Consider the following 13,403-nt stretch of genomic DNA (forward strand, 5'->3'; position numbering starts at 1 on the left):
TCAGAAATGGTACGAACGTTTAATGGCTTCGTAGGTTTTCAGGTGGTCGGCCACGTATTCTTTTTCCAGCGCCAGCGGATAAGGCGTATCCAGACCACAGACCCGTTCAATCGGGCTTTCCAGGTGCAGGAAACAGCGCTTTTGAATGGTCGAGGCAATTTCCGCGGCAAAACCGCCAGTCAGTGGCGCTTCATGGTTAATCACCAGGCGGCCGGTTTTCAATACGGATGTGGCGACAGTGTCGGCGTCCCACGGCTGAATGCTGCGCAGGTCAATCACTTCACAGCTGATGCCATCGGCTTCGGCCATGTCTACCGCTTTTTGGATAATTTCCATCTGAGCGCCCCAGGCCAGTACTGTCACGTCTTTGCCTGCTTTGACCACTTCCGCCTGACCAATAGGCAGCTCGTAATACTCTTCCGGCACTTCGCCAACTGAAGCGCGATACAGCTTTTTCGGTTCAAAGAAAATCACCGGATCCGGGCAGGCAATGGCCGCCAGCAATAAACCTTTGGCTTGTGCCGGGTCACGTGGCACCACAATTTTCAGGCCTGGCGTGTGGGCAAAATAAGCTTCTGGTGACTGGCTGTGGTAATGACCACCGGCAATACCGCCGCCGTAAGGGCTACGAATGACCAGACCACCCACGTTAAACTCATTGCCTGAGCGGTAACGGAACTTGGCAGTTTCATTCACCAGCTGGTCAAACGCCGGGAAGATATAATCAGCAAACTGAATTTCAGCCACTGGTTTCATGCCCTGAGCCGCCATGCCATTGGCGAAACCGGCAATGCCTTGTTCGGTCAGTGGCGTATTAAAACAACGGGCTTTGCCATATTTTTCCTGCAGTTTACTGGTGGCACGGAATACACCACCAAAATAACCGACGTCTTCACCAAAACAGACCACAGCGTCGTCTTTGGCCATCGCTAAATCCAGGGCGTTGTTAATCGCCTGCAGCATATTCATCTTGGCCATTAGTCTAATCTCCCCGCCGTGACCGGATAGGCATCCGGGTATTTTCTGATATGAGCTTTCAGTTCTTCCAGTTGTTCGTTCAGCAGTGGGATAGGCTCGGCATAGACGTCAGACATCAGGTGTTCAATACCTGGCTTCGCCACTTTCTCCGCCACTTTCAGTGCGTCGAGGATTTCCTGACGCAATAAATCCAGCTTGGCTTTGTCGGCTTCTTCATCCAGCCAGCCCTGTTTGACTAACCACAAACGGAAACGCGACACCGGGTCGTTTTTGCGCCACAGTTCTTCTTCTTCTTTCGAGCGGTAACCACTTGGGTCGTCTGACGATGAGTGAGCCCCTAAACGGTAAGCAATAGATTCAATCAGCACAGGTTCGTTGTGTTCCAGCGCGTAGTCACGCGCCAGTTTGGTGGCCTGGTACACCGCCATAATGTCGGCACCGTCCACCCGAATGGACTTCATGCCATAGCCCACAGCACGGCAGGCAATACCATCGCCTTTAAATTGCTCATTGGCTGGAGTTGAAATGGCGTAACCATTGTTACGGCAGAAGAAAATCACCGGCGCTTTGTGCACTGCGGCCATATTCAGACCCGCGTGGAAGTCACCTTCTGACGCTGCACCTTCACCGAAATAACACAAAGTGATGTTGGACAAGCCACGCAGCTTTTGTGCATAGGCATAGCCTGCGGCTTGTGGAATTTGGGTGCCCAGCGGCGATGAAATGGTCATGTAATAAATGTCTTTGCTGCCGTAATGCACCGGCATCTGACGCCCTTTCCCCAAGTCTTTTTCGTTGGAGAACAGCTGGTTCATAAACTGTTCCAGACTAAAACCACGGTAACGCAATGCCCCCTGTTCACGGTACTGAGCCATGATCATGTCCTGGTCATGCAAAGCGGCCGCGCTGCCAATGGTGGCGGCTTCTTCACCCAGACACTGCATGTAAAAGCTGATACGGCCCTGACGCTGAGCCGCCAGCATACGTTCATCCAGCACCCGGATAAACTGCATGGTGTCGTACATTTTCAGCGCATGTTCTTTACTCAGTTCAGGTAAGGTTGCGCCTTCATAGACAGTGCCGTCATCTTTGAGCACACGCAGGGTTGGAATTTCTAATGCATAGCCGCTGACAAGCTCAGCACTGTGCACCGTGGATATGGTGGCATTATTCGGGTTCGTCATAGGTGTCTCTTTTGGTTGTTTCCGTCAGACGATGGTCACCCAGGTACAAAACAACACTGAGCGTCTTGTTTGCCCCTGGAGAGCTGACAATTTGAGGCCTGAACCGACCTTCTATAGTTCTTTCTATTTAGAGTAAACGGCGGCAACTTTACCTTTACGTAAACTGCATTGCAACCGACAGCGCATAGAAAAGCAGCCCTGAAGGCTGCTTGCTGTATGGCATTTTGTACTGAGTGCGTATTTTTTCGCCGTCAGCTGACTTTGCCAGCAACAGAAACCGGCTTTACCAGCAACATGGCGCGCTGGCCAATAGCGACCTTGGGATTAGGGAAAATAACCGCCTCGCCCTCCACCTCGACTTTGTATTGCACGCCCTCGTCTTGGGCCAGCACGGTGCCAACAGGGAAAGTGGTGAAGTTTTCAATCGCATCTTCAAAACACAAGCGAAAGGCGTCCGTTTGTTTGTTAATGGCGCGGCGCACTTCGTAAAAGTTAAATTCGGCCTCCACAAATGCTGACAATGACAGCGGCTGACCACTGACGAGCGCCCTTAGTGCCTTGTCTGTAGCACTGAAGCGACTTAAATCGTTCTGGCCAAAAGGCCGTACTTTGCCAAGCTCCAGCGTAAAACCATGCGCCTGACAGCTTTGGGCGGCGAAATAACTAAAGGTACTGGCCGGGCTTTGCATCAGCAAAAAGGTGTCGATGTCACAGGCTTTGAGAAATTGCAGTTCAGTTTGGCTCCAGTCCTTACCATGCAAAAACGGATAGACGGCAAATTTCTCAAACCGGGAGCCGCGGATCGCGGTGTGCAGGTCATAAAGCTTGCGAACCCGCTCGCCTGCAGGTGCCTGCTGGTAAAACTTCAGCACACTTTCTTCCAGCAGTTTGGCCCGTGCACGTTCTTTACTGAGTCCACCTTCGCTGGTCAGGCCATCGTCTTTGCTGTGATGGCCGGAAAACAGCCGGTTTAAATTGTCTTCAATTTCGCGGACCCCGGCATTGATGGCCCAAGGGTTACCGAATAAAAACAACACCCGCTCGGTCAGCTGCAGCTTTTGCGCAAGTACGTCAGACAAAATGCCATTACAAATTTCGATAGGTGCGGTTTCATTGCCATGAATGCCAGAGGACAGCACTATGTCCTGCTGACCAGGCACTGCAGGTTCCGCCAGCAGCACGCCAGTGTGCCAGACTGCAATGCGGGTGCCATTAGCTAAGTGAAATTCAAAGGCGGGCAGCTGGTCCGGCTGCTCGAGGGTCAGCGCGAGAAAATCGGCGGTCGACTGCAGTTGGCTGAATGCCTGTTCGGCAGGAATTAACGACATGGTACTGGGGCTCCATTCTGACTGCGCCTTGTTGTGGTGAAAAAGCTGTCGGGTGCAGGCGCTTGAATCGGCTCTAGTGTAACGACAAATACATCAAGCGCAACCGCACTCAGGCCCAAATCACCAGCACTGCAGCCGCCACTACCAATAACAAACCCGTCAGATCGCCGGTTTTTAGCCGCTCTTTGAGCACCAGAGTGGAAATCACCAGGCTGAACAGCACTTCCACCTGCCCCAGCGTTTTGACATAAGCCACGCTTTGCAGGCTCATCGCGGTAAACCAGCCCAAAGAGCCCAGTGCACTGGTCAGGCTGCTGAAAAAAGTCAGGCGCCGACAACGCCATAAGGTGATGAGGGTGGCGGGCTCTTTAAACAGCACCCAACTGCCCAGCAACAGGCTTTGCGTCAAAATCACCGCCAGCAAAATCCAGGCCGCAGCGGGCAAAAACACCAAGCCTGTCGACAGCGCCGCTTCACGCACCCAAAGCCCGGCCAGGGCAAAAGCAAGGCCAGAGCCTAAACCCAAACCAAGCACAGGCCAGCTGAGCGCTTTGGTTTTGCTGGCTCCGGCCAGTAAAAATACCGCCACACTGCCAAGTACTACGCCGCACCAGCCAAGGGCACTCAGTTCAAGTTGCCAACAGGCCACGCCAAGCAGTGCGGCCAACACAGCTTCGCTTTTAGCCAGTCCGACCCCAATGGCATAGTTTTTCCAGGTAAAGAGTTTCACCATCAGCGCCGTCGCCAGAATTTGCATCACCGCTGCGCCCAGCACATAAGCGACAGTCGCAGGCGAAATTTCTGGCCAGTCATAGGGTTGCCATTGATACAACCCCAGCAGGTAGAGCAGCGCCAGGGGGCTGGCAAATAAGAAACGGGCCAGGGTGGCACCCAGCACTGAGGTCTGCGTTGATAAGGTCTTTTGCAGCGCATTGCGAATAGCCTGCATCAGTGCGGCCAACAAGGTAAAAGGGATCCATAAAGACATAAAGAAGTCCAGACGTACAAAACAACCATAATGCCCGCAGCCACTGTCGCTCACAAGCAATAAAAAAGTAACACAGAAAAAAGCCCACCACAGTGGGCTTTGTATGTTCAGGCGTTTAGTGCAGGTTACAGGCCACAGGCGGCGCCGTAAATGGATTGAGCCCACTGCGGGTTATCAATAAATGGATTGCGGTTCTGTTGCAGCTCATAGATGCGGTTGTTGCGCCGGGTTTCTGTAGCGTCCACCGGGTCTTGCAGGTGCCACTGCAATAACACGCAGAGCTTACCCATCTCCGGGGCGCTGCTGCCGGTTGGCGCATAGTTGCGCAGCACCAGGTCCGGCACCCCGCTGTCGTCGCCGCCTTCATAGCGCACGTCCATATAAAACATCATGCGGGCCACATCACCTTTCACCGCATTGCGTGGCTCAAAGCTGTCGCTGTCGGTGTTATTACCGGGCGCTTCGCCGATTTCTGTGCCGCCGAGATCAAAGTCCTTGTTTCCACGTGCCGAGTTCACCGACACATCGGCCGGTCGTAAATGGTGAATATCGGTGTAGCCATACTGACTTTCATTGGGGAAACCGTGACTTTTTGCCCAGACATGTTCACGGTTCCAGGCGTCCTGCGAATTGCTGGCTCCGGCGCGGAAACTCTTGGCCTGGGAGCGGCCCGTGTAGAGCAAAATAACATTGTTGCTGTTGGCCGGATCTTCGTCTGTGTATTCCAGCGCAGTCCAGACTTCGGCATAACTCAGCCGCAAGTGGCCGCGCAAAATACTGTTCAGCGCCGACTTCAGCTGGCTACCGGTTTTGCCTGCCGCGGCAGCATAATAAGTGGACTGGTTAACAGGGTCGCCACTGCCGCTATCGCCGCCCGAACCGCCACAGCTGTTGCTGAATACCCCTGCCCCCGGGTTGCCTGTGCTGGCAGATACTCCCCAGTCAGATGGCGAATTGCTGTCCGTGCTGCTGGTGCGGCTGATGGATTTGTCTACTGCATTGAGGTTCCAGCCAGACAAACCGCCTTCCCAGCCCACCACGTCGACTTCGGTGCTGCCATTCGTAAGCCGGACATAGTCGCCGCTGTTCCCAAACGCCAGTGTCATGCCAGCTAACTGTGGGCTTTGACCAAACAAGGACTGAAAAGCACTGGCACTTTTTGCCACCAGGAAATAGCTGCGCGCTGGCACTGTGCCGGATAAAGCAAAGCTACCTCCGTTATCCTGCAGGCTATAACCTTGCAGATTAATGCTGCTGCAACTGGTGTTAAACAGCTCGACGAATTCTTCGGTGTTGTCATTGTTCGGTGCGTCATACAGCACCTCGCTGATCAGCAAGTTGGCGGAGCTGGCGGCGCTGAACAGGGCCAGGCTCAGTAAAGCAAATTTAGTCATTCATCTTCCCTTTCTATAGGTCTGTGTAAACCTCCCTGGCCGTTTTATGCGCCTTCCTGGCACCCTGTCATCATAGATTGAGAATTTGACAACCCAATTACTTTATAAACTTTATTTTTACATTTAATTTTCAATCCAGTGAGAAATGTGCCGGCAACTGGCGGATATCGTCCACCAGCTGGGTCGGTTCGACACAGTGCTGCAGTTGTGTGGCCAAAAACTGAATAAAACGCCGTGCCGGTGCGCTCAGCCGTTTGTCTTTGCGTGCCACCAGGTACCAATGGCTGTTCAGTGGAAAGCCTTGCGTCTGGATCTGTGCTATCCCCTGTAGGTCGTGGCTTAAGGTGTAGCTCGACAACACCGCCAGGCCAAGCCCGGACGCTACGCCCAGACGAATGGCTTCATTGCTTTCAATTTGCATAGTGCGGGTCAGTTCAATGCCCTGGCCGCTTAACCAGGCTTCAAATTGCATCCGGGTGGCCGAGCCTGGTTCGCGCATCAGAAAACGCTCATTTTTCAGCTGGGAAAAAGCTAAAGGCCCGGCTTGGTGCGCCGCCCAATGACTGGCCGGCGCGATCAGTTGCAGTGGATTTTTCATTATGCGTCCGGCCTGCACCAACTCTCCACTGGGTGGCTGACTGAACAGATACAAATCGTCTTCCTGTGCGGCAAAACGCTGCAGAATATGGGCGCGGTTTCCCACATTCAGGGTGACCTGCAGTTTTGGAAAAGCCCGGTCAAAGGCGCCAAGAATGGTCGGCATCACGTATTTGGCGGTGGTGACAATACCTATGCTGAGCCGGCCAGCCTGACCGCCTTTGGCTTCGGCCAGTTCGTCGGCTAAATCGTCAAAGCGGCTAAACAGATCGCTGGCCGCCTGATACAAGGCCTGACCGGCAAAGGTCGGCACCAGTTTACCTCCCTGCGATTCCAGCAAGGGTTCACCCAACTCTTCAGTTAACTTTTTTAGCTGCAAAGACACGGTCGGCTGGGTTAAATGCAAGGCCCGGGCGGCCGCCGACACTGAACCGGTGCGAACCACTTGCTGGTACACCTGCAACAAACGAAAGGTCAGATGGCGAATATTCATATTGATAATTATCTATACAGTGATGCAAAACAATTAATTATCCAATATATCGAATCGCAGGCAGAATGCCCAGCCAGTTTTAGCCTGGAGCCTGATGATGCCTGATATTGTGATCGCTTTTTTCGCCTTCGGTTTAGTGGCCGGACTGCTGAAATCTGATTTGAAAGTACCGCAATCCATTTATGAAACCCTGTCCATTCTGCTGATGCTGGTGCTTGGCCTCAAAGGCGGTATGGCACTGCACGGCCAGGCGAGTCTCAGCATGTTGCCCGACCTGCTCAGCGTGGCGGCGATGGGCATTGCCCTTCCGCTATTGTGTTACCCGCTGCTGCGTTGCGCCGTCCGGCTCACCAATGCCGATGCCGTCAGTATTGCCGCGCACTATGGCTCGGTCAGTGCCGGTACTTTTGCGGTGGTGCTGGCGCTGGCGGAAAAATCCGGTTTGGTATTGCTGCCAGAAACCACTCTTTATCTGGTGATGCTGGAACTGCCGGCCATTGTAGTGATGCTGGGCTTGTATGGCGCGCTGACCCAGCAGGGCAAACAAGGTCAAATTTGGCGTGAAGCGCTGACCAGCCGTGGCGTATTGCTGCTTGGCGGTGGCGTGCTGATTGGTTACCTGTATGGGCCCGAAGGCTTGGCGCCAATTGAGCCTGCGTTGATTGGTGGCTTTAAAACCATGCTGGCGCTGTTTTTGCTGGAAATGGGCTTGTGTACCGCCAAAGTCTGCCATCCCCTGCCTTGGGCTTACTGGCGTTTAATGGTCTTTGCTGCGCTGGCGCCCTTTGCCCTGGCCACTATTGGCTTCGGCATTGGCGTTTGGCTGAACCTGCCTGCCGGCTCTTTGCTGGTGCTCACCACGCTGGCCGCCAGCTCATCCTATATCGCCGCTCCGGCCGCGGTCAGAGCCAGTATCCCGGATGCCAATATAGGTCTGGCGATGCTGGCGTCCCTCGGCATTACCTTTCCGGTCAATGTGCTGCTTGGTGTGCATATTTACCAGGGCTGGGTCGAAGCCTGGATGGTCGCGGCTTAGGCTCACCATCCAACGTCATAGTTCGGGGATTGAACGCAACATGGTTGAAAGCGGCTTTGCTGGCCCCTATAGCCTCTGTAGTTTTATACCAAGCGGTCAATAATTCATTGGCCGCAGGACGGAGCACCAATGATCCCATTATCAATTCTTGATTTAGCCCCAGTCTCCAGCGGCCACAGCATTGCCGACAGTTTTGCTGCCAGCAAAGCGCTGGTTCAGCTGGCGGAACAACAAGGTTATCACCGTTACTGGCTGGCAGAGCACCATAATATGCCCGGTATTGCCAGCGCTGCGACGTCGCTGCTTATCAGCCATCTGGCCGCCGCTACGTCAAAAATCCGGCTGGGTGCGGGTGGCATTATGCTGCCGAATCATTCGCCTTTAGTCATTGCCGAGCAATTCGGTACGCTGGCTACCCTGTACCCGAACCGCATTGATTTAGGCTTAGGCAGGGCGCCAGGCAGCGACCAGGCTACGGCCCGAGCCCTGCGCCGCCACCAGCTCGACTCGGATCAGCACTTTCCTGCTGACGTACTGGAGCTGCAACGTTATTTCGCCGATGCCGATCAGCCACAAGCGGTACAGGCAGTGCCAGGTCGAGGCCTGCAGGTGCCGCTGTGGATTTTAGGCTCTAGCCTGTTTGGCGCTCAGCTGGCGGCGCGGCTTGGATTACCTTATGCCTTTGCGTCCCATTTTGCCCCAGCCATGATGAGTCAGGCGGCCGCCTTGTATCGCAATGAATTCAAACCCTCATCTCAGTTGGACAAGCCTTATTTGATGCTGGCGATGAACCTGTACGCAGCCGATAGCACACCTGAGGCCAAACGGCTGTTTACCTCGGCGCAACAGCAATTTGTTAACCTGACACGAAACCAGGCGGGATTATTACCTGCGCCTGTCGACGACATGAATACTATCTGGCAACCTCACGAGAAAGCCTATGTTGACCAAGCGCTTTCCTGCACCGTGGTTGGCGACCATCTCACTGTCAAGCAAGGCATTGAAGCCTTCATTGACCGTCACCAGCCTGATGAGCTGATGCTGACCTGTATGATGCATGACCCCCAGGCTCGTCTGCGTAGCTACCGCATTGCGGCAGAGCTGATGCTGCAGGCAAAGTAAACCCCCTCATAGTTTGTGAGGCTGTTGAGCGCCCTTGCCGATGCAAGTGGCGCCCGCTTAACCGCCGTAACAGATACCTGAATAAAATCAGCTACTTAATTGATCATTATCGGTTTGCTGTCAGTATTAACAAATGCAGCCCCAGCCCAAGGCAGTTCGATGAAAACAGCCATTCATGTTCTAACCTTGCTGTGTTGCGCCAGTGCACAGTCGGCTGTGATTTGGCAGGATTTTAGGGTCAGTGCTCAGACGGGTGATCACTTCCGAGTCGGTGACAAAGAGCGTGACATTTACACAGTCGAACACGCCGCGGCGACCTGGGGAGACAGTTTTTTCTTTCTGGACATGACCTTTCCCCAAGTACGCTGATAACTCCAACTACGCCGTATGGGCGCCGCTCTCTGCGTTAGTCAATGTAACTGAAAGGTATCCAGGAATTTAGTGGCGATTCAGATGTTTGTTGCGGAATCCATTTCAGGCAGTTTGAAACATTATCAAACTAAGTGAAACGTTTTTATCAAACTAGGTAGCGCGCTACACCAGCGGAAACTAATTCACCTAAATTGGGATCTTTCCCAAACTGAGTGATGCGCTAAAGTATGATTTTTAGAGGGATTAAATGGTCGGTACGGCGGGATTTGAACCCACGACCCCTGACACCCCATGACCAAACTATCCATTTTTTCCTACTGAGCGAATCTTTTATCTAAGGAAAAATAAAGTTTCGTGACCTCTCGTTAGTAGTCGTTAATATCATGTTTTTCAATCGCTTGACCTCTTTTTTTACTGAGTGCTATACATCGTTTGAGTTCGGGAGCAAAAGTGAGTGTTTTGCGGTGCGAGCGAAATGGGTGCGAAAAATTCAGTTAGCACGATCAGGTCGGAGCGAAAAAAATGAAGGTCTCTCAAAAAATCACAGACGCTGTTATTGCGAACGTACCAGCCGAAGTTAAGCGCGTGGTAGATACCGAGATCAGAGGTTTTTACCTTGATGTGGGTGCGCAAAAAGCCGATGGCAGCCGCAGAATGAGTTATTACCTGTATTACCGCATTGGTGGCCGTAATGGTACTGAACGCCGCTACAAGATTGGGGAAGCCGCTGTGATGACGGCAGGCCAGGCAAGGGCTGAAGCCAAAAAGCTGAAAAGCCGAGTGATCCTGAACGAAGATGTATTTTTAACCCGCAAGAATGAACAGAGACGGCTTGAGCACGAAGAAGATACAGGGCCAGATATAAACCTGCTGGCTGACGAATTTATGCGTATTTATGTTGCCAATCAACGTAAACGACCCGAAGAGGTTGAACGCATGTTAAAAGCTGACATTAGGCCAACCTTGGGCGAGTTAAAGCTAGGAAAACTAAAAGCCAGAGACATCATTACGCTTGGCCTTGATCCTATCGTTGCGCGGGGTTCCAGAGTTCAGGCAAATAAAACGCTGTCTTTGTTAAAGCAAATGCTGGGCTTTGGCATTGGCCGTGGCTTACTCGAAAGTAATGTACTATCTCATGTACAACGGGTAAATATTGGTGGCAATGAGATACCCCGTGATCGAGTGTTGAGCCATGAAGAGATTGAGAAAGTGTTTAAAAAACTGCCTCAACTAAACATACATCACCAGATCATCACTGTGCTGAAGCTCATCGTATTAACAGGCTGTCGCTCTAATGAAATTTGTCAGGCACGGTGGAGCGAGGTCGACTTTCAGCAAAATATTTGGGTCATCCCTAAGGAGCGGGTAAAAGCAACGCTGTCCAGGGCCAAGGTGCATAAGGTGCCATTGACTCCTATTGTTGTTTCTATCCTAGCCGAACTAAAAGCTGCTTACGGCTATTTAAATTCACCCTATATTTTGCCGTCACTGACACCGGCATCCTGCTTGCCTGGGCAAAAAGCGTTGGATAAACGCTCTGTAGCCCGCGCTATTAAGCGGAACCTGTCAAAGCTTGGTGTCGATCCCTTTGTACCACATGATTTACGCGCAACTTTTGCGACGCGATTAGGTGATGATGGCTTAGACGTTGACCCTTTTATCGTCGAAAAGCTGCTGAATCACTCGCTAGGAGGTGTAGCAGGTAAATACAACCGCAACGAATACCTTGAAAAGCGCAGCAATGCTCTAAATCGCTGGCACGAGAGCATTAGCCCTTCGTTAGGTAAAGTTGCAAATGATGAAATAGCAGACTTAGTTCCAAGGTTGATAAAAACCAGATGAAAGACTTTGAAGAGTTGTTAGCAAGCCCTGAACTACGGCCGTTCATTCCGGCCATTCACGAATTACAACAGCGCCTTGCAGGAATGGAAAATTACCATCCTGAGTTGGCTTTTACTTTAGACGGTCACTATCAGACAGAGGAAGAGTTGTTCTCAGCCCTGTTGAGCCAAAGTGCCTTTTCTGCTGATGTAACCAATGAGTGTGGATATACTTGGGATGTTGTTGTCGAGTCTTTTCAGGTGTTTGCTGAGCGAAGCGCAGAAATTAAATTTTGTGTTGGAGATTGTGATGCCGACAAGATATGTGGCATTAGCTTATGGTTAATTAAGCTGTGCAATTGGGTAGACACTGGCCTATATAGTCTGGTTAAACACTAATCATGACTGCACCGATTTTAATGCGGCTCAGATTCTTGTCTTTAAACACTCTGTCGATTACCATGTAACCTTGATTAAGGGAGGCCTTATGTCAATTTATGAACTAACACAAAAAGTCAAAACAGCAGGTCAGACACGCACACATGAGCAACGCATCAAATTGCTTAAGGATGCACATGTGCTCGATTCAAAAGGCCGTTTTGATGAAAGATTCTTCAGATCTTCAAAAACTTGCGACGCTCAAACATCGTCTGACAAGACCTAATGTATTCGTCAAAGCCTGCGATTGTCTATGGTTTCCACGGTCTGGATAAAGACGTAGCCATCAAAATCCTAAATCAAAAATCTGAGTTTAAGCACAGCAACAATAAGTATGATTGGCTGGGTAATGGGGTTTATTTTTGGGAAAATAACCTAGAACGAGCTCATCAGTATGCCGTTCAAGATAGTCAGCGTGATAATTCTAATGTTAAATCTCCTTTTGTTCTTGGCGCTGTAATTGAGCTTGGTAACTGCTTGGACCTTCTCGATCAAAAATACAATGACTTCCTCAAAGTTGCTTACGAACAACTAAAAAATGACTTAGTGGCTGAGGGCAAACTACTACCGGAAAATAAGCCTTTTGGAACAAAAGATTTCGATTTCAAAGCTCGCGAGCTTGATTGTGCAGTAATTCGTTATGCGTGTGCATTGGCCAAAGAACAAGGTGAGCCTTTTGACTCTGTGAGGGCCGCTTTTATCGAAGGCAATCCACTTTACGAAGGTGCAAGATTTTTTTCTGAAAATCATATTCAACTAGCCATCATTAACCCTGACTGCATTAAAGGCATCTTTCTTCCAAGAAAGTCGACTCAACAAATTGAATTTGCAGAAGAAAAGCCAAGCGCCAAAGGTTAAATCTTCTTTTTAACGCACTAATGTTAGTTAGGATGATGTGCATCACGCGTTTACTGTACAATTTCTTGGGTAATCTTCGGTAAAAGTTCTCCAATAGGAGCAACCGCCAATGAAGCGCATATTGACCAAGCGAAACAAAGCCCGGCAATCCCGGGCTCTGTCATTGTTTGGCTTTCCCACCAAGCCTGTTTTATTCAGACCGATTGGCCCCTGGCCGAAAGTAGAAGTCGATAATTTCTTTGTCTGTCGACGACGCCAAAAGCGGATGGACAGAAAGAGTGCTGCGCTTGACGTAACTCCAGAAATGGTAACCGCATTTCTGCAGGGCCAGCCATCTGAGCTGCTAATGCAACTGTTGCCAAGTGAACAAACAGCTTAAGGTAGTTGTATACCATGTGCAGTTTAGGGTAGATGTGCCACCAAAGCGGCAGTTGTGTAGTTGTGCGTCGCATGACGTCTCCTCAAATTCAATTATATTCATTTGCTCTGCAGGCCGTGGACCAGCTGCAATGCAGTCTGGCATCACGACAAATTCAAGCGATACCTATGCTACACATCTGAAAGGGCAATATTGTCCAGCAAAAAAATAAAGTTCCTGGCTATTAAGGCTGTTCTACATGTGGAATTTGGACGGTAAGCAGGAAGGGTGAATAGAGCTGAAAAAACGTTAGCGAAGATAAACCTCTGTAATATCAGTGCATGCTTCGGCTGATTCCGATCACTCATTTCGGTCCAATCCGATCACCCATTTCGGTTTAATCCGATCGCCTATTTCGGTTTTATCCGATCACTTTT

12 protein-coding genes are annotated in these 13,403 nt (G+C 51.0%); 6 read left to right on the plus strand and 6 right to left on the minus strand.

All coding sequences use genetic code 11. From position 1 onward, the window contains the following. The 6 genes from ACFO3I_RS05840 to ACFO3I_RS05865 form a co-directional block, all read right to left on the minus strand. Positions 1-978, minus strand: a complete 978-nt coding sequence (locus tag ACFO3I_RS05840) for an alpha-ketoacid dehydrogenase subunit beta (protein ID WP_377332499.1) — start codon at positions 976-978, stop codon at positions 1-3. Continuing rightward, positions 978-2,162, minus strand: a complete 1,185-nt coding sequence (locus ACFO3I_RS05845) for a thiamine pyrophosphate-dependent dehydrogenase E1 component subunit alpha (protein ID WP_377332501.1) — start codon at positions 2,160-2,162, stop codon at positions 978-980. Before ACFO3I_RS05845 ends, ACFO3I_RS05840 begins: the two co-directional genes overlap by 1 nt. A gap of 251 nt (positions 2,163-2,413) precedes the next feature. After that, positions 2,414-3,490: a succinylglutamate desuccinylase gene (astE, locus tag ACFO3I_RS05850; RefSeq protein ID WP_377332503.1), complete on the minus strand. Its 1,077-nt coding sequence runs from the start codon at positions 3,488-3,490 to the stop codon at positions 2,414-2,416. Positions 3,491-3,599: 109 nt separating this feature from the next. Further along, positions 3,600-4,478: an EamA family transporter gene (locus tag ACFO3I_RS05855; protein ID WP_377332504.1), complete on the minus strand. Its 879-nt coding sequence runs from the start codon at positions 4,476-4,478 to the stop codon at positions 3,600-3,602. A gap of 125 nt (positions 4,479-4,603) precedes the next feature. After that, positions 4,604-5,872, minus strand: coding sequence for an endonuclease (locus ACFO3I_RS05860; RefSeq protein ID WP_377332506.1), 1,269 nt, complete (start codon positions 5,870-5,872; stop codon positions 4,604-4,606). A 130-nt stretch (positions 5,873-6,002) separates the two neighbouring features. After that, positions 6,003-6,962: a LysR family transcriptional regulator gene (locus ACFO3I_RS05865; protein WP_377332507.1), complete on the minus strand. Its 960-nt coding sequence runs from the start codon at positions 6,960-6,962 to the stop codon at positions 6,003-6,005. Between the two features lie 97 nt (positions 6,963-7,059). Between ACFO3I_RS05865 and ACFO3I_RS05870 the strand changes: the two genes are divergently transcribed. The 6 genes from ACFO3I_RS05870 to ACFO3I_RS05895 all read left to right on the plus strand — a co-directional run bounded on the left by ACFO3I_RS05870 (position 7,060) and on the right by ACFO3I_RS05895 (position 12,608). Then, complete coding sequence (locus ACFO3I_RS05870; protein ID WP_377332508.1) at positions 7,060-7,998, plus strand: sodium-dependent bicarbonate transport family permease; 939 nt, start codon at positions 7,060-7,062, stop codon at positions 7,996-7,998. 129 nt (positions 7,999-8,127) lie between these two features. Continuing rightward, positions 8,128-9,120: an LLM class flavin-dependent oxidoreductase gene (locus tag ACFO3I_RS05875; protein WP_377332509.1), complete on the plus strand. Its 993-nt coding sequence runs from the start codon at positions 8,128-8,130 to the stop codon at positions 9,118-9,120. A gap of 894 nt (positions 9,121-10,014) precedes the next feature. Then, positions 10,015-11,334, plus strand: a complete 1,320-nt coding sequence (locus tag ACFO3I_RS05880; protein ID WP_377332510.1) for a tyrosine-type recombinase/integrase — start codon at positions 10,015-10,017, stop codon at positions 11,332-11,334. After that, the gene (locus ACFO3I_RS05885; RefSeq protein ID WP_377332512.1) at positions 11,331-11,711 is read left to right on the plus strand and encodes a hypothetical protein; all 381 of its coding nucleotides are present in this window, start codon (positions 11,331-11,333) and stop codon (positions 11,709-11,711) included. The genes ACFO3I_RS05880 and ACFO3I_RS05885 overlap by 4 nt, the downstream gene beginning before the upstream one ends. A gap of 88 nt (positions 11,712-11,799) precedes the next feature. Continuing rightward, positions 11,800-11,976, plus strand: a complete 177-nt coding sequence (locus tag ACFO3I_RS05890) for a hypothetical protein (protein ID WP_377332513.1) — start codon at positions 11,800-11,802, stop codon at positions 11,974-11,976. Beyond that, positions 11,976-12,608, plus strand: a complete 633-nt coding sequence (locus tag ACFO3I_RS05895; protein ID WP_377332514.1) for a hypothetical protein — start codon at positions 11,976-11,978, stop codon at positions 12,606-12,608. The genes ACFO3I_RS05890 and ACFO3I_RS05895 overlap by 1 nt, the downstream gene beginning before the upstream one ends. The last annotated feature ends 795 nt before the right edge of the window (positions 12,609-13,403 follow it).

The organism is Rheinheimera marina (genome assembly GCF_042654345.1).
GTDB lineage: Bacteria > Pseudomonadota > Gammaproteobacteria > Enterobacterales > Alteromonadaceae > Pararheinheimera > Pararheinheimera marina.